This window comes from Bradyrhizobium sp. sBnM-33 (assembly GCF_032917945.1).
GTDB lineage: Bacteria > Pseudomonadota > Alphaproteobacteria > Rhizobiales > Xanthobacteraceae > Bradyrhizobium.
On sequence record NZ_CP136624.1, the window covers coordinates 9,143,056 to 9,158,336 of the forward strand.

A 15,281-nucleotide genomic window follows, 5' to 3' on the forward strand; every position below is an offset into this window, starting at 1 on the left:
ATGTCCCCCTCAGCCGTCTCCAAATAGCTCGTCGAACAACTCGCCAAACCACGCCTCGAACACGGCGATCTCGGCCTCGGTCACCGGCACGTCTTCCGGCCAGTCATCCGTCACCGTCAATGTCGTCCGATCGCGCTTCGCCCGTCGACGGCCAGGACGAGCGGGCGCGGCCACATAGTCATAGTGATCGTCGAATAGCGCGCCGCCCGGCGCATGCCGTGGCTGCGATTCTTGCGAGGAAGCCATGGCGCCACTGTGGCAAGCTTGGCCGATCCACTGAACAGCCGAAGTCCACGCCACATCACGCTGCCGTGCTCCGACCTCGCGCTTCCCTTGCGGCGTGAGCGCAATCGCTCACAGCAAGCCATGATCGCATGGCGGCAAAGAGCCGGGCGAGCGGAGCGCAGTCAAGGTCGCAAGCCGGCGGAGCCGGTCGTGCGCAGCGCGAGCCTTGACGGCGCACCGTTGGTCCGGCAGCGGCCTCCCATGCGATCATGGCCAGACATCCTGCCGGGCATTCGCAACAAGACGCTACGCTGCGAACGATGGCGCACGGATCGTTGATTTCGAATGCTTTCTCGGTTCGAGCGGCACCAGGCCGCTTCATACGGTGCCGCCGCAGTGCCATCCAAAACAATGTGCAGACAAACACTTACGACCCTCGACGGCACGGAGCGACACCGTCGCTTTTATCTTGCCCTCGGTCGGTCGACGGTCTCGTCCTCGCCGACCCCACGCGAATCTTCCCCAAAATGCGATCAGACAAAACGCACGGGCGCCGCCGACCTATGTCAGAAATCCCGGACGAGCCCGCAATAGGCAAAAATTCGTTCAAGCATCGAGCTCTCGCTCCAGCGGGTTCTCTTGCACGTCGAGCCGCATTACGTACAGCGTTGCAAGCAAGGCCATTCCCGAGGACAGGAGCATCATTGCTAACAGGGTTGGGGCCGCATTCGCTTCGGTCAGAACCGCGCCCGTGATTGCCGTCAGGAGTGCCCCGCCGCCCACCGTCAGCGCAGCCGACAGCCCCGACGCGCTGCCTGCAAGTTCTGACCGAACAGAGACGACACCGGCATTGCTGCTCGGGATCGCCAATCCGTTGCCGAGACCAACGCAGGCACAGGCGCCGAAATACATCGGCAAATTCACCGCGTCATAGAAGCAAAGCAGGATTCCCAGAACCAGGCCCACACACGCCACCAATCCGCCCATCAGCATCATCGTCGTGAGCCCATAAAGTTCGGAGAAGCGGCCGCACAGAAAGCTGCCGAGAACAAAACCGACCGTGATGGTTCCCATATAGAAACCGAGCTCCGCGGTGGAAATCCGGAACGTGGAGACAGCGACAAGCGACGCTCCGCCAATGAAGATGAAGAACGCCCCCCGGGAAAACGTCATGCACAGCGCGTAACCCAAAAACGCCCAGATCCCACGAGCTTCGCATATGATCGAAATTGCCGCGCAAACGTAGCCGCGGGTGTTTTGTTGGTTTCCCGCAGATCGAGCCAGCACAGCGCGAGGGTCGCGCCGCCCATGACGAGAAAGGCCCAGAAACTGGCCCGCCATCCGTACAGCTCATCGAGTGTACCACCCAGCATCGGGGCCAGCATGGGAGCGACGGCCGAGGCCATGGCCACGTAGCCGATGGAGCTTGCAGCTTTGTTGCCTGCGGAGAAATCCCGAATAATGGCGACCGAAACGGCGTAAGCAGGGGCGATGACCGCCTGCATCATGCGGAAGGCGAGAAACACCCAGACGTTGGCCGCCAACAGGCAGCCCAGCGAGGCGACGAGGAAAAGCAGCAGGGCGGCAAGGATCACAGGTCGCCTGCCGAAGCGATCCGACAACGGCCCCATCACGAGCTGCAGCACGACGCTCACGGCCGCGTATACGGCGATGCACAGATTGACGAGCGCATAGTCCGCCTGAAACTCATGGGCGATGTTTGCCAATGAGGGCAGGAACATGTTGAGAGATACCACCGACAGACCGCTCAGCGCGATCAAGGTCATCAGGGCCGGCGGGTCTGCGGCTTTCCCTGGCATGGTTTCCTCTTCTCAATCTGACAAGCCGGACAGAAACTTGCTCAAAAAAAAGCCCCCGAACTTGTCGGGGGCGCACGGGGTACCGGCATGGATGCCGTTACCGGTCCATGCGCCAGCGCCCTACTACGACGGTTGCGATCGTCATCTCAAATATCTCCAATGATCTACGCCCAGTGTAGAAACTCGCTCCGTGAGCGTCAACGATCGGCTAGTGAATGGAAGTCCGTGTTCTGCGCCACGTCTAACACCGAACTGATATTTCCAAGCCACCTTGGAAGGGCAGTGTCATTGTGGTGAAGCTGTTGGCTGGATCATGTAGAAACGCGAAATAGTCAGCATAAAACCCCCGATGTTTTTTGGTGTTGTCGCACACCACAACCGCGCCCTGTGAAAGATGTGGCGAAATCAATTCTAATGCAGGTCGCGCCATCGCGATCCAAACATCCATTAGGACGAAGTCGATCGGCCCATCGATCTGCTTTAGGGTTTCGCGAAGATCGCCTACTCGCAGTTCGATAAAACTACTCAATCCGGCTTGCGCGAAATGTGCCCGTGCAGCCGCCGCTTTGCTTGGCTCATATTCGGTCCCAATGACCACTCCGTTGCCACCGAATGCATTAACATTGTCGCGCACGGCTGCAGCGAGGTAGATGGTCGATACACCGTACGACGTGCCAACCTCGATGATCTTGGAGACTTTTTTCGCTCGGCATAGCTGGTAACAGAACTCCGCCTTGTCGCGATCAAGTGCAACGAGCTTGTCGCTCCGAAAGGCCCTAATTTCTTCTGCGCTTGGAGAAAGCTCGCTGCTGTCCCGTTTTGCCTCGAATGCCAGGATCAGTGCGGCCTGCTCGTCGCTCTTCGCGTGAAGAGCATCAAGGAAGTCCTGCAATGCCTGATTGCCAAGTACGGTCATGGTCTGCTCCCTTCGCTGGCATTACCCAGACAGGTTCAACGGGTGTGATCTCAGCCCGCGTCAAACGGGCACCCCGGACGCGCCAACGTTTCAGGTCAACGTATAGCCGTCAAGCATCGCGGTCAGAATGTCTCTTGTGGGTCAAACGCGTCATTTTAGCACCTTGCCTTCAACTTCTGGGTCGCCCCCTGGAACGGACATGGCACCGATACCCAGGGTGGTTCGGTGCCATGTCCATGGAAGCACATCGAGACGCCCGCGACATCGGAAGCAGCTCCTTTGAGCGCAGTGCCAAATCGTAGGCAATCGAATATTCTCGGGTTACGGCATGAGATAGGTTGCGACTTCATAGCGCCACGGCGAAGCAGTAGTGCCCATCTTCATCGGCCGCGGCGCGCCAGATTCCCCCTCATATCTGCGATTTCCTGCGACCTGCTACACCGGGCCGAGGTGGGAGAAAATTCGTTGCCGCAGGAGGAGTGGTGCTCGGCGGCATTCGACCTTCGCATCAATATGATGTCCTTCGGCGACCAATGACGCGACGGCAAACAATCGGCATTTTCCGTTGTAAGGCGAGCTAAGAAATCCGGAGGATTTCGGCGACCGTGGCATGAACCGGCCCTGTCGTGTCGATCTCATGATCGGCGGATTTTCTGAGCAGCGGCTCGATCAGCGCAATGAGTTCACGCACCTTTTGCCGATCCTCCTCACTGTTGCCATAACCGTCGGACGAACGTGCTTCGAGCCGCTTCATGATCGTTGCGACTGGCGCGGAGAGAAGAATGATCTTGTCGATGAGGGGGAATAGCCGCTCCATATTTTCCGCGCATCCACTAAGGAACAGCGTGCCCTGATTATGCCCAGCGAGAAGTGCTCGTACCCGGCTCTCCTGCCAGACCCAATCCTTCCCTTTTCCCGGCGTAAATGTGTCTGAGGGATCGACGTCGATCCATTCGGACCATTGCGGCGTATCCAGATCCACGGCCTGATGGCCTCTTGCCGCGAGTTCTCCGACCACGGCCGATTTTCCAGTGCCGGACATGCCTGTGATCAACACACGCTTCACGCGGCTTCTCCTCATTGCCGTCCGGAAGCGTTCGCAGTTGCCCGACTGCGACGTTTCCGCAAGTTAGATTAAACATACCTGTCGAAACCTCTTGAGGTGGCAATGACCCCTTGACAAAAAAATTTGTCAATGCGATTAGAACGCATGCTCGAACTTGATGTCATTGAGGCCCCCGCGGCCGCAGCCCTCGCGCTGGACCCAATAAAAACCCGGTTGTTGGCGGCGCTGTCACAGCCCGCCTCGGCCGCTGCGATCGCCGAACGGATTGGCCTCACGCGCCAGAAAGTGAACTACCACCTGCGCGCCTTGGAGGATCACAAGCTGGTCAAGCCGGCCGAAGAGCGCCAATGGGGCGGTCTCACGGAGCGCCTCATGATCGCGACGGCATCGTCCTATGTCGTCTCGCCGGCTGCGTTAGGTCCGATCGGCGCCGATCCGGCACGCAACAACGACCGTCTATCAGCCAGCTATCTCATCGCCCTGGCGGCCCGCATCGTCCGCGAGGTCGGCGACCTCTGGCGGACTGCCCGCCAGAACGACAAGCGTCTCGCCACCCTTTCGATCGACACCGTCATCCGCTTCCGATCGCCCACAGATCGCGCGGCCTTCACCTCCGATCTCACCAATGTCGTCGCGGCGCTGGCGGCGCGCTATCACGACGAGAGTGCGCCGGGCGGACGACCGCACCGGCTCGTCGTGGCGTCCTATCCCGCGCCCCCCGGCGCTCGGCCCTGAAAGGATCCCCCATGCCCCTCAAGAAGGATGAAACCGGAAAGCGTTGGGTCGAGATGGAGTTGATCGTGCCTGGCACGCCTGAGCAGGTGTGGCAGGCGATGGCGACGGGACCCGGCAATACGGCCTGGTTCACCAAGACCAGCGTGGACGAGCAGATCGGTGGCGACATCCACTTCGACTTCGGTCCTAATGGAAGCTCCACGGGCGAAGTCACGGCCTGGGAGCCGCCATTCCGCTTCGGTTATGTCGAGCGCAACTGGAGCGAAGGCGCGCCGCCGGTCGCGACCGAGATCACCATAACCAGCAGGTCGGGCGGCCGGTGTGTGGTTCGCATGGTCCATTCACTGTTTGCCTCGACAGACGATTGGGATGATCAGCTCGAAGGGTTCGAAAGCGGCTGGCCCGGCTTCTTTGAAGTGCTGCGCGTCTACCTCTCGCACTTCGCGGGCAAGAAGGCGGCCTCCTTCTACGCCATGGCTAGCGACGAAGGCCACCAGTCCGGGGTCTGGAAACGGCTAACCGAAAAACTCGATCTCGCCGCCGCGAACGTCGGCGAAGAGCGGACGACACCACAACAGCCAGAGAGCCTGTCCGGCATGGTCGAACGCGTGCAGCAGGACGCCAAGCAGCGCTACATCATGCTGCGCCTGAATGCTCCGGCCCCCGGTATCGCCCTCATCGGAACCTACGGCACCGGCAGCGGTACAAATGCGAGCATGGCCATCTATTATTATGGCGACGACGCCGAGCAGCACGCCGCGGCGAGCGAGCCGCGATGGCGGCATTGGTTCGGCGAGAGCTTCAAGCGGCCTTAGATGCGGCAACGGCCCGACGGGCTGGGAGCGGAAGTTGATAAGTGTGACGCGAATGACGTCAGAGGTGACATGGCATGTCCGATCCGCCCGACTTTCACGCTCCGCAATCGTCCTATTCAAGGGCAGATCTGCTCAAGTCGAGCGAAGGCGGTTATTTCGGCCCGGGCAATGCTCAGTTGCCGGCGCCGCCCATGCTGATGATGGACCGCATCGTCGAGATCAGCGCCGACGGCGGCGAATTCGGCAAGGGCCATGTCATCGGTGAGCTGGATATCACACCGGACCACTGGTTTTTTGATTGTCACCTTCGCGGCGATCCGGTGATGCCGGGGTGTCTGGGCCTGGACGCCATGTGGCAGATTATCGGTTACTGGCTAGGCTGGTCGGGCTCACCGGGCAAAGGCCGCGCGGTCGGCGTCGGCGAGGTGAAGTTTCGAGGGGACATCAAGCCATACACCAAGCGCGTGCGATACGAGGTCAGCATGCGCCATGTAAGGCGCGGCAGACTGGCTGTTGGAATTGCGAACGGCCGTGTCTTTGCCGACGACACCTGCGTCTATGTCGCCAGGGATATGCGCGTCGGACTGATAGCGCCGGCGACCTGACGGAAGGCGGCTCAAATGTGGGCAGCCGCCGGCAGGTCCGCGTGCCAGCGCTACGGTCGCGCCACCTGCAGGTTTCGAAACTGCACCGCCGATCCGGCGTGATGGTTCTGGAGGCCGATATGTCCGACCGGCTGTCGCGATGCGCCTCCAGTCGAGACACTTCTTCTCCGTTGATAACAACGCTTATCGTCGATCCGATGGCATGCACCTCGAACCTGTTCCATTGCCCGACGGGTCGCGATGCAAACCTGACCGCCGGAGCGAGTTGATAGATGGCTCCGGTGAAATGAAGCGGGCTCTCGAGCGACTGCTTTTCGGGATCGAGTCCTCGATCATCGATCTGGATTTCATACCCGTGCTCAATGGCCGGTTGGGGACTGTCGGCCAACGGCGGGCAGCGCAGAAATACTCCGGAGTTATCGTCCAGCGAGCTCAGGCGCCACTCGACGGTCAGCACCAGGTCATCGAAAAGCTCCTCGGCATACCAAAACAGGCCCGGCCCGCCAAAACTCTCGACCACCCCTTCGGCGACCTTTCGGAAGCCGCCCGGACCGGCCATTCGCCAACCCGAGAGACGACTTGCCGCAAGCAAGTTCGGAGACTTGGACATTTTGAACGCGATCGCCAATTCGTCTGGGATTAGACCTGCGATCTCTCATCGACGCCTGTCGACGGTTAGGGTTCCTGAATTTGTCGACCCTAGTGCGTCACAGGTCGTCTATCTCAGTAGCGAATGCCCGTTCCCTTTGAACGCGTCCCGTCAGTTCACGGCGCGACTTGCGGAGTGGCTTGGCGTATTGCCGGAAGCCGCCTGACAGAAAGCTTCAAAATAGGCTTCCAGCTCCGCTACGGCGCGATGTTCCCATTCCCTGGCTTGCGCCAGCAAGGAACCGCTATGAATCGGCCGGAAGGCCGCCGTCTGGCGGCACAGCGACGCGATGGTGCGGTAGCGGCGAACGTTTTCCATGATGGCCAGCCCGTTCATTGCTTGGATCTCCCCATTCCCTTTCCCGGGCACGAATTTGCGGCAGAACGATTTTCGATTAGTTAGCGGGACTGGAAGAGAGCGCGTGTGGTTTCCGAACCGTTGACGGGCCCTCAACCGGCGGAAGAGGCGCGGCACTCGGCCGTCCCAACAAACATTCAGGCTGGAGCCAAGCGCTTCACTCGTTCGTACGGATCGTTGGTGGCGAAGCATTGCTGCTCGAACAGATAACATCCTGCGAACGATTGTCAGCCGAAAACAACGACACCTCGATCCCCTCACGCCCGACCAATGAGATCAGTCGCGTGCAGGCAAAGTAAGCCAGCCCGAGGCCGAGAAATGATGCAGACAAGATCGCAATCACGAACAGCGACTTTGCCCGCCTTCCCTGCAGCGATGGTTGCGAGATACTGGCGGCAATGACTGACATTCGCTCGGCCTGAGAATGATGAGTTGGACCGGAGCCGTCGCCGATAGCGACGACGGTTCAGCCTCGCCGCCGGTCGCGCGGGAGACGGTGGACGGGCGACGAAGCCGCGCGATCTGCGCTTGTTCGGCAACTAAGGACGGGATGCCGCGGGTGACGACTCATCCAACCGAGAGTCAAGCCCGGTCCTAATGATGCTTGTGCGCGACACTATTGACGCCACTGACGGCGGCTCCGACGTTTTCCTCGACGTTGTAGATGATGTCGACGGGCCCCGCTTTCTCGAACACCAGCGTGCCCTTCACCTTCTGGCCGATCAGGAACGGCTCCTTGAGGCCCATCAGCAGGATGCGATAGGCGCCGGGCTTGAGCTCCACGGTCTTGCCGGGCTTGATCTCGAGACCGTTTGCGAGCGGGCGCGTCTTCGCCATACCGTCCACATCGACCACCTCGTGCACCTCGATCTGGCTTGCCGCGGGCGACGTGCCGCCGATCAGACGATCCGCAGTCTTTCCCTTGTTGGTGATGGTGAGATAGCCGCCGGCGATATTGGCGTCCTTCGGGGTCGGGCGCGACCAGGGATGACCGATGTCGAGCGTGCCGACCTTGAACTCGTGTGCGCCGGCGATGGTCGCAACGAGCAAACTCGCTGCGACAAAAATGGCCGCGGTGATAAACACAAAGATATCTCTGACGACGGTTGTCATAATTGTCCTACTCCGATACGCGCGCTGGACCGTAAGGCGTGTAGTGAAGCAATCGGACGCGAATACGGCTGGTGCTCGCCCTGATTGAGGCCAGCGCTGGACGTGATTGCGACTGCCGAATCGCGACGCGAAAAGCACTCGACGCACAACCGGCGAGTGATTACCCCCGCTTCGCCATTCGCCCAACACGCGACAGCCACACAGACGCCGCGCCCGCGATCGCGCGCTCGCTTTTCCGCTTCGCTTCCGTCGCGAGCGGGCCGCGCTTCTCGCAAGATCCAGTCAATCTCGCGCCCGATTGGGATGGCTAATCGCCAAGCAGTGAGTACAGGGGGCGTATGTGTGTGCGTATCTTAGACGGCCCGCGGCCGGCATCTTTTTATCCATGATACTTTTACTCGCTGCTCCTGCGGAAGCGCATCATCCCGGCGGCGGGGGCAATACCGGCAGCGGCGGGCCCATCAACACCATCTCGGCTGACACGCTTTCCGAAGGACTGATCGCCGCATCGGTCCGCTATGAGTTCATCAGGCTGGGCCAGCTCAGCGAGGCCGATCTGCTCGCCGCCGCAAGCCGCGGCACGCACGCGCATTCGATTCGTTCGATCGACAGCGTCTCGCTTTCGGCCGCTTACGGCATCACCAACGATCTGACCGTTGCCGTTCGCGCGTCCGGCGTCCGTCGCTCGGATATCCGCGAGCCCGGGGAGCATATGCTGAGCGGCGGCCATACGGGCATGATGAGTGCGAGCGACATGGGCAGCCTGATGAGTCCCGATAGCATCAACCGACGCGGCAACTCGGCGGGGTTCGGCGACGTCACCATGCTCGGGCAGTATCGTTTCCACAACAACGCGCAGAGCGGGACGTCGGCCGCCGTGCTGTTCGGCTTCAAGGCGCCGACCGGCAGCACCAGCCAGCGCGACGCCGCCGGCCAGCTTTTTCAGGCCCAGTTTCAGCCGGGCTCGGGTTCGTGGGACGGCCTGTTCGGCGCCGCCTTCACCAAGCGCTCCGGCCGCTGGTCGTTCGACGTGAGCGGCCTCTATTACCTGATCAGCACGGGCACGCAGGATACCAATCTCGGCGACCGCTTCCTGTTTGGCACCGCCGTGTCGTATCGCCTGGTCGGGCCTACCGGCTCGGCGAAGGAAGTGGAGCTGCACGAATACTGCATGCAGCCGCGCAATCAGTTGCAGGAGCATTGTCTCTATCACGCCAACCACGACCACAGCGACATGAAGAAGACGCCCTATACGCTCGACCTCGTTCTCGAGCTCAATGGCGAGTGGCACGACAAGCAGCGCATCGCCGGCATTCCCGATCCCAACTCAGGCGGCACCACGGTCTATCTCTCGCCCGGCGTGCGCGTGGGCTTCGATCGCTTCTCCGGCTTCGTTTCCGTCGGCGTGCCGGTCATCAACCAGCACAACGGCATTCAGTCCAAGCCTGATTACCGCGTGCTCACGGGGATCGGGGCGCGGCTGAATTGAACAGTCCGCCAAACTTCAGCGAAGGCGGGGTACAGAGTGGGCATGACGAGCAAGCTTACGCCCGACGTCACGCGGCCCGAACATTGCCGAGGAATTTGCCGGTTTCGGCTTTGAGCAGCTCGGATTGCGACGTCAGTTGACCGGCGGCATTAAGCACGAGGCCCGCGGCAGCGTCGACCTTGCTCGAAGCTTCGCGCACGCCCGTGATGTTTTGCATAACTTCTTGGGCGCCTTGCGCCGCCTGCTGCACGCTGCGGGCAATCTCGTTGGTGGCGGCGCCCTGCTCTTCGACGGCGGCCGCAATGGAGCCCGTGATTTCGTTCATCTGCCCGATCGTGGTACCGATTTCGCGGATCGCGTTGACTGTCGAGCCGGTCGCATCCCGGATTTCCTGGATCTGGCTGGTGATTTCGTCGGTAGCCTTTGCGGTCTGCGACGACAACGCCTTGACCTCGTTGGCGACGACAGCGAAGCCTCTGCCGGCCTCGCCGGCCCTGGCAGCTTCGATGGTCGCGTTCAACGCCAGCAAATTCGTCTGTCCCGCGATGGTCTGGATCAGCGCCATGACCTCGCCGATCTTTTGCGAGGCCTCGACCAGGCGGCCGACCATGGCCTCGGTGCGGTTGGCCTGCCCAACGGCATTCTGGGCAATTGACGAAGATTGGGTGACCTGCCGCGCGATCTCCTGGATCGAGGATGACAACTCCTCCGCCGAGGCCGCAACGGTCTGCACGTTCGACGCCGTCTGCTCGGCGGCGGCCGCGACCCTCGCGCTCTGGTCCGTCGTTCCTACCGCAATCGTGGACATCGACGAGGCGGAGTTCTGCAGCTCGTCGGCGGCCGTTGCGGTGCCCCGGATTACCCCGCCAATGCTGCGCTCGAACTCGTCGGCGATGCGGGAAAGAACCGCTTGCCGCTCCTCGGCGGAACGGACCTTCATCGCTTCCTGCTCGGTGCGCAGCCGCGTGGTTTCGACCAGATGATCCTTAAATACCTGGAGGCTTCGCGCAATCCGGCCGATCTCGTTGGTCCGGTCGACGAAGGGAATCTCGGCCGCAAAATTGCCCTTGGCCAGTTCGTCCATGGCCGCGCAGGTCCTGTTTAGCGGAACGACCAGGCCGCGGCCGAGCCAGAATGCCACGAAACCCGCGAGCGCCAAGCCGGCCAGCCCGGCGATCCCGGCCCAGATCATCCGGCGGAAGACCACCGCGTCGATATCGTCGACATAGGCGCCGGCCTGAAGCGCCAGAAGCTTGTCGCCTGCACCAAAGGACCCGACATAGGAGACCTTGCGGAGTTCGGCGCCACCGGCGGAGCGGGGCGAGAGATACTCGACAAAGCCGCCGCCGGCGCGCGCGGTCCGCACGATGTCCTGGATCAACAGCTTGCCGCTCTTGTCCTTGAACTCCCAGCGGTTGACGTTGATGTATTTCGGATTGGCATGCACATAGGTGACGCCGGCATCGGCACTTCCCGTGCCGTAGACGCCGATATAGTCGGAATATTCGCCCCAGCGCATGGCGCTGATCGAAGCAAAGGCCATCTGGCGCGCCTGGTCCGGAGCGATCCGGCCGGCTTTGGCCTCGCCTTCATGGTGAGCGAGAATCTTTACCGCGGCCTCGACCAGATTGCGGACCGTGGTCCGCCGCTCCTCCAGCACCGCGTCGCGCAACACCAGGATCTGCAGGGCGGAAACACCAAACAGCACGATCGTCAGCGTCGCAATGATGATCGCAAAACGCTGATGGACGGTGAGGTTACGCATTTCGTTTCTCTTCCTGGTGATTGAGAATTCCTATCAACACAATGTTAACCGACTGTTATCGGGTTGCGCGGTCGAACTGCAGCGTCCGATTGCGAGAATCGCGCTTGAAATGATGGCGCCGCGGCGACACAATGGCGCCTATCCTTCAAATACGGCGCCAGTGATTCCCGCACCCTGCGGATGGCATGGTGCGGCAAGAGTGACTCATAATGGCTGAAGCCGATCTCGACCTCGTCATCCGGCAAATCGCAAAAGCGCAGAACAAGAGCCTCATGGCAGCCGTGAAGAAGCGGCGCGACCAGATCATGGCCCGCGCGGCCAAGGCAAAGGATAAGGAGACGCGGGACCAATTCCGGCTGATCGCCAAGAGCACGATGGAGCTCGGTACGGCCGCGGCCAAGCGGCTGCAAAACTCTGCGCAAAACACCGCCGATAGTTACGCGCGGGCGATCAGGAACGCGGCCGAGGAAGCGGCGGCGAAGAAGGCGGTGAAAAAGCCGGCCAAGAAGAAAGAGGCCTAAAGCTGCGGCTGTCGCGCCAACGGGCGATGCGGAGGAAGTTCTGTCCACACAGACAATGTCACGTGGCGAGACCCCCACCCCGGCCCTCCGCCGCAAGCGGGAGAGGGAGGTTGCCTCCTTCGCGTCGAACTTGACCTAAGCTCGGTCCACGCCGAGCATCTTCATCAGCTTCAGCACCGCGCTGTCGGGCGTGGTCAGCACCGGCCGTCCCGTCGCCTCGGCGACCGCGTCTGCCGCTGGCGCCAGGCTGTACTGGGCGAGCGCAATCAGGTCGCAGTCGCGCAAGCTCCTCGCTGCTTCCACCACCAGGCGGTCATGGGTCGCGCGATCGCCGCGATCGAGCGCGGCTAACGCGCCTTCCGCCAATTTGGGCACCAGCTCGACCCGCGACGGAAACTCCGGCGGCATCGAGGCAAGTGTCGGCGGGAACGTCGACAGCAGCCCGATCTTGCGGCCACGCGCGACCGCCTGCTCGATCATCGCCTCGTTGGGCTTGAGCACCGGCATCGGGGCGTGGGCCTGCGCGACGGCTTCGATGCAGGGGCCGAACGCCGAGCAGGTGAACAGGATCGCATCCGATCCGGTGCCGACGGCGTAGCGTCCGAGCCCGAGGAAGCGCTCTGTCATCGCATCGGTGAGCGCGCCGTCACGCGCCAGGTCGGCCGACAGGCTGTCGTCGAGCAGATTCATCAGGCGAGCCTCCGGCCAAAGCCTGGCGAAGGAGGCTTCGATCGGCACAATCGAATGTTTCAGGGCGTGGATCAGGGTAATGCGCATGCGGTCAGTCTGGCTGCGGCGCGACTTGTGTCAACCCGCCGCGCCGCAACGTCTCACTACTTGAATGGCAGAGCGTACATCAGGCCGCCCTTGGCCCAGGTCGCGTTGAGGCCGCGATCGAGTTTTAGCGGACTCGCCTTGCCGACATTGCGCTCAAAGATCTCGCCGTAATTGCCGCCCGCCTTGATCGCCTGCAGCATCCATTTGTTGTCGAGGCCTAATCGCGAGCCGAGCTCGCCGGAGGTGCCGAGCAGCCGCTGGATGGCCGGCACATTGGATTTTGCCATTTGTTCGGCGTTGGCTGCGGTGACACCAAGCTCTCCCGCCTCGATCAGGCCATAGTGCAGCCAGGCGATGATGTCGGTCCAGACGTCATCGCCGTTGCGGGTGAACGGCCCGAGCGGCTCCTTGCTGATGGTCTGCGGCAGCACGGGTAGTCCGCCGGATTGAAGCAGCGGTAGTGATCGCGCCGGCGAGCGCGGAAGCGTCCTGGTCATGGCATCGCAGCGCCCGCCGAAGAACGTCTGGTACATGGTATCGGTGCGGTCGAACACCAGCGGTTTCCATTCGATGCCGTTGGCGCGGCCGTAGTCGCCGAGCGTCACTTCATGGGTCGTGCCCTGCGCGACGCAGACGGTGGCGCCATTGAGGCTCTTGAGGTCCTTTACGCCGGCGTCGGCCCTTACGACAAAACCCTGGCCATCGTAGAAATTGACTGGGCCCTGCCGCAGCCCCAGCGTCGCGCCGCGCAGATAGGTCTGCGTCGAATTGCGGTAGAGCACGTCGATCTCGCCCGACTGCAAAGCCGTGAAGCGATTCTGCGCCGTGAGCGCGACATAGCGCACCTTGCTGGCGTCGCCGAGTACACCGGCGGCCAGGGCGCGGCAATAGTCGACGTCGAGCCCCTTGTAATTGCCCTGCGAGTCCGGGGTAGAGAACCCGGCGAAGCCGATGCTGACGCCGCACACCAGCGTGCCGCGCTGCTTGACCGTATCGAGCGTTGCGGCTTGCGCCATCAAGCCCGACACAGCGAGCAAGCCTGTAGCGATGATAATTCTCTTCATTCTGCTCCTCCTAATGACCAACACTCTTCAAGGCCGAGTCGACGGCGTGCCCCAGCCGGTCGACGATCATGTCGATATCGTCGGATGTCGCGATATAGGGCGGCGCCAGCAGGACGTGGTCGCCGCTGCGGCCATTCACCGTTCCACCCGAGGGATAACAGGCAAGGCCGCCTTCGAACGCGGCGGCCTTGATCCGCTGGTTGAGCTTGAGTGCGGGATCGAACGGCGCGCGGGTGGCGCGATCGGCGACGAGCTCAATCGCCTGGAACAGGCCCCGCCCCCTGATATCGCCCACATGGCGGTGATTGCCGAAACGCTCGGTCAGGCGCCGTTCGAGCTGGTGGCCAAGATCCTTAACCCTGTCGAGCAGGTGCTCGTCATCGATCACCCGCTGCACCTCGAGCGCCGCAGCACAGGCGAGCGGATGCGCCAGGTAGGTGTGACCATGCTGGAATGCGCCCGAGCCCTCCCGGATCGTGTCCACGATGCGCCCACTGGCGAGCATCGCACCGATCGGCTGATAACCGCCGCCGAGCCCCTTGGCGATCGCCTGGATATCGGGGGCGATGCCCTCCTGCTCCCAGGCGTGGCGCGTGCCGGTGCGGCCCATGCCGCACATCACTTCGTCCAGGATCAAGAGCGCGCCATGCCGGTTGCAGATCTCACGGACGGCGCGGAAGTATCCCTCCGGCGCCGGCACGCATCCGGCGGTGGCGCCCACCACCGGCTCCGCGATGAATGCCGCCACCGTATCCGGACCAAGGCGCTGGAATTCGGCTTCGAGCTCGGCCGCCAGTCGCGTCACGAAATCCGTCTCGGATTCACCGTCGCGTTTTTCGTGATAGGCGAAGGCCGGCGTCACGTGGCTGAAAGCCGCCGACAATAGCGGCGCGTAGGGCTCGCGCCGCCAGGTATTGCCGCCTGCGGCAAGCGCACCCAGGGTATTGCCGTGATAGCTCTGGCGGCGCGCAATGAAGCGCTGGCGTTGCGGCTGGCCGGTTTCGACAAAATATTGCCGCGCCAGCTTGATGCTGGCCTCGATCGCCTCCGAGCCGCCGCTGACGAGATAGGCGTAGGCCAGACCGCCGGGCTCGTCGCCGACGAGCGCCTCAGCCAGCGCTTCGGCAGGCTCCGACGAGAAGAACCCGGTATGGGCAAAGGCCAGCTTCGATGCCTGCCGCGTTATGGCCTCTAGCACGCGAGGGTGCTGGTGGCCGAGGCAGGAGACGGCCGCGCCGCCGGAAGCATCCAGAATCCGCCTGCCATCCTCGGCGATCAGCCAGACGCCATCGCCGCCGATGGCCTTCGGCGGCGTCTCACGCAGGCTTCGGTGCAGTAACCGGCTTTTGCTGGCTGCCATGACG

The 15,281-nt window shown here is 62.2% G+C and carries 16 protein-coding genes, 1 pseudogene and 1 riboswitch; of the genes and pseudogenes, 5 read left to right on the plus strand and 12 right to left on the minus strand.

Going from position 1 to position 15,281, the window contains the following annotated elements:
* Nucleotides 1–9: 9 nt before the first annotated feature.
* The 5 genes from RX328_RS42990 to RX328_RS43010 all read right to left on the minus strand — a co-directional run bounded on the left by RX328_RS42990 (nt 10) and on the right by RX328_RS43010 (nt 3,979).
* Nucleotides 10–246, minus strand: a complete 237-nt coding sequence (locus RX328_RS42990) for a hypothetical protein (protein WP_213253649.1) — start codon at nt 244–246, stop codon at nt 10–12.
* A 585-nt stretch (nt 247–831) separates the two neighbouring features.
* On the minus strand, nt 832–1,416 hold the full coding sequence (locus RX328_RS42995) for an MFS transporter (RefSeq protein WP_213253615.1): 585 nt from the start codon (nt 1,414–1,416) through the stop codon (nt 832–834).
* Nucleotides 1,395–2,045 carry an MFS transporter gene (locus tag RX328_RS43000; protein WP_213253614.1) on the minus strand — a complete coding sequence of 217 codons (651 nt, stop codon included), beginning with the start codon at nt 2,043–2,045 and terminating at the stop codon, nt 1,395–1,397. The genes RX328_RS42995 and RX328_RS43000 overlap by 22 nt, the downstream gene beginning before the upstream one ends.
* A gap of 241 nt (nt 2,046–2,286) precedes the next feature.
* Entirely contained in the window at nt 2,287–2,961 is a 675-nt protein-coding gene (locus tag RX328_RS43005; protein ID WP_213253613.1) for an O-methyltransferase, read from the minus strand.
* A riboswitch (TPP riboswitch) is annotated at nt 2,952–3,047 on the minus strand. Its footprint overlaps the gene before it by 10 nt.
* A 491-nt stretch (nt 3,048–3,538) precedes the next feature.
* The gene (locus RX328_RS43010) at nt 3,539–3,979 is read right to left on the minus strand and encodes a shikimate kinase (protein ID WP_317258603.1); all 441 of its coding nucleotides are present in this window, start codon (nt 3,977–3,979) and stop codon (nt 3,539–3,541) included.
* Nucleotides 3,980–4,171: 192 nt separating this feature from the next.
* Here RX328_RS43010 and RX328_RS43015 point away from each other — a divergent pair, with 192 nt between their 5' ends.
* From RX328_RS43015 to fabA, 3 genes are all read left to right on the plus strand, one after another.
* A complete protein-coding gene (locus RX328_RS43015; protein ID WP_213253611.1) occupies nt 4,172–4,762 on the plus strand; it encodes an ArsR/SmtB family transcription factor in 591 nt (196 codons plus the stop codon).
* 11 nt (nt 4,763–4,773) lie between these two features.
* On the plus strand, nt 4,774–5,577 hold the full coding sequence (locus tag RX328_RS43020; protein ID WP_213253610.1) for an SRPBCC family protein: 804 nt from the start codon (nt 4,774–4,776) through the stop codon (nt 5,575–5,577).
* Between the two features lie 74 nt (nt 5,578–5,651).
* Nucleotides 5,652–6,182: a bifunctional 3-hydroxydecanoyl-ACP dehydratase/trans-2-decenoyl-ACP isomerase gene (gene fabA, locus RX328_RS43025; protein WP_213253609.1), complete on the plus strand. Its 531-nt coding sequence runs from the start codon at nt 5,652–5,654 to the stop codon at nt 6,180–6,182.
* Between the two features lie 190 nt (nt 6,183–6,372).
* On the opposite strand, the pseudogene RX328_RS44040 reads toward fabA, so the two are convergent.
* The 3 genes and pseudogenes from RX328_RS44040 to RX328_RS43040 all read right to left on the minus strand — a co-directional run.
* A pseudogene (locus tag RX328_RS44040) lies at nt 6,373–6,792 on the minus strand (DUF1080 domain-containing protein); the annotation flags it as partial.
* A gap of 150 nt (nt 6,793–6,942) precedes the next feature.
* Nucleotides 6,943–7,167, minus strand: a complete 225-nt coding sequence (locus RX328_RS43035; protein WP_213253608.1) for a hypothetical protein — start codon at nt 7,165–7,167, stop codon at nt 6,943–6,945.
* A gap of 615 nt (nt 7,168–7,782) precedes the next feature.
* The gene (locus RX328_RS43040) at nt 7,783–8,301 is read right to left on the minus strand and encodes a copper chaperone PCu(A)C (protein WP_213253606.1); all 519 of its coding nucleotides are present in this window, start codon (nt 8,299–8,301) and stop codon (nt 7,783–7,785) included.
* 385 nt (nt 8,302–8,686) lie between these two features.
* On the opposite strand from RX328_RS43040, the gene RX328_RS43045 reads away from it, so the two are divergent.
* Nucleotides 8,687–9,790 carry a transporter gene (locus tag RX328_RS43045; protein ID WP_213253605.1) on the plus strand — a complete coding sequence of 368 codons (1,104 nt, stop codon included), beginning with the start codon at nt 8,687–8,689 and terminating at the stop codon, nt 9,788–9,790.
* Nucleotides 9,791–9,857: 67 nt separating this feature from the next.
* On the opposite strand, the gene RX328_RS43050 is transcribed toward RX328_RS43045, so the two are convergent.
* Complete coding sequence (locus RX328_RS43050) at nt 9,858–11,555, minus strand: methyl-accepting chemotaxis protein (protein ID WP_213253604.1); 1,698 nt, start codon at nt 11,553–11,555, stop codon at nt 9,858–9,860.
* A 209-nt stretch (nt 11,556–11,764) separates the two neighbouring features.
* On the opposite strand from RX328_RS43050, the gene RX328_RS43055 reads away from it, so the two are divergent.
* Complete coding sequence (locus tag RX328_RS43055) at nt 11,765–12,076, plus strand: hypothetical protein (RefSeq protein ID WP_213253603.1); 312 nt, start codon at nt 11,765–11,767, stop codon at nt 12,074–12,076.
* A gap of 135 nt (nt 12,077–12,211) precedes the next feature.
* Here RX328_RS43055 and RX328_RS43060 read toward each other — a convergent pair whose 3' ends face one another.
* The 3 genes from RX328_RS43060 to RX328_RS43070 are packed head-to-tail and all read right to left on the minus strand — an operon-like array spanning nt 12,212 to nt 15,277.
* Entirely contained in the window at nt 12,212–12,853 is a 642-nt protein-coding gene (locus RX328_RS43060) for an arylsulfatase (RefSeq protein WP_213253602.1), read from the minus strand.
* 56 nt (nt 12,854–12,909) lie between these two features.
* Nucleotides 12,910–13,917: an amino acid ABC transporter substrate-binding protein gene (locus RX328_RS43065; RefSeq protein WP_213253601.1), complete on the minus strand. Its 1,008-nt coding sequence runs from the start codon at nt 13,915–13,917 to the stop codon at nt 12,910–12,912.
* Between the two features lie 10 nt (nt 13,918–13,927).
* A complete protein-coding gene (locus RX328_RS43070) occupies nt 13,928–15,277 on the minus strand; it encodes an aspartate aminotransferase family protein (protein ID WP_213253600.1) in 1,350 nt (449 codons plus the stop codon).
* Between the last annotated feature and the right edge of the window lie 4 nt (nt 15,278–15,281).

Coding starts and splice junctions, on each gene's coding strand:
- RX328_RS42990 (WP_213253649.1), bottom strand. CDS start 246: ATGGCTTCCTCGCAAGAATCGCAGCCACGGCATGCGCCGGGCGGCGCG.
- RX328_RS43000 (WP_213253614.1), bottom strand. CDS start 2,045: ATGCCAGGGAAAGCCGCAGACCCGCCGGCCCTGATGACCTTGATCGCG.
- RX328_RS43005 (WP_213253613.1), bottom strand. CDS start 2,961: ATGACCGTACTTGGCAATCAGGCATTGCAGGACTTCCTTGATGCTCTT.
- RX328_RS43015 (WP_213253611.1), top strand. CDS start 4,172: ATGCTCGAACTTGATGTCATTGAGGCCCCCGCGGCCGCAGCCCTCGCG.
- RX328_RS43020 (WP_213253610.1), top strand. CDS start 4,774: ATGCCCCTCAAGAAGGATGAAACCGGAAAGCGTTGGGTCGAGATGGAG.
- fabA (WP_213253609.1), top strand. CDS start 5,652: ATGTCCGATCCGCCCGACTTTCACGCTCCGCAATCGTCCTATTCAAGG.
- RX328_RS43035 (WP_213253608.1), bottom strand. CDS start 7,167: ATGAACGGGCTGGCCATCATGGAAAACGTTCGCCGCTACCGCACCATC.
- RX328_RS43040 (WP_213253606.1), bottom strand. CDS start 8,301: ATGACAACCGTCGTCAGAGATATCTTTGTGTTTATCACCGCGGCCATT.
- RX328_RS43045 (WP_213253605.1), top strand. CDS start 8,687: ATGATACTTTTACTCGCTGCTCCTGCGGAAGCGCATCATCCCGGCGGC.
- RX328_RS43050 (WP_213253604.1), bottom strand. CDS start 11,555: ATGCGTAACCTCACCGTCCATCAGCGTTTTGCGATCATCATTGCGACG.
- RX328_RS43055 (WP_213253603.1), top strand. CDS start 11,765: ATGGCTGAAGCCGATCTCGACCTCGTCATCCGGCAAATCGCAAAAGCG.
- RX328_RS43060 (WP_213253602.1), bottom strand. CDS start 12,853: ATGCGCATTACCCTGATCCACGCCCTGAAACATTCGATTGTGCCGATC.
- RX328_RS43065 (WP_213253601.1), bottom strand. CDS start 13,917: ATGAAGAGAATTATCATCGCTACAGGCTTGCTCGCTGTGTCGGGCTTG.
- RX328_RS43070 (WP_213253600.1), bottom strand. CDS start 15,277: ATGGCAGCCAGCAAAAGCCGGTTACTGCACCGAAGCCTGCGTGAGACG.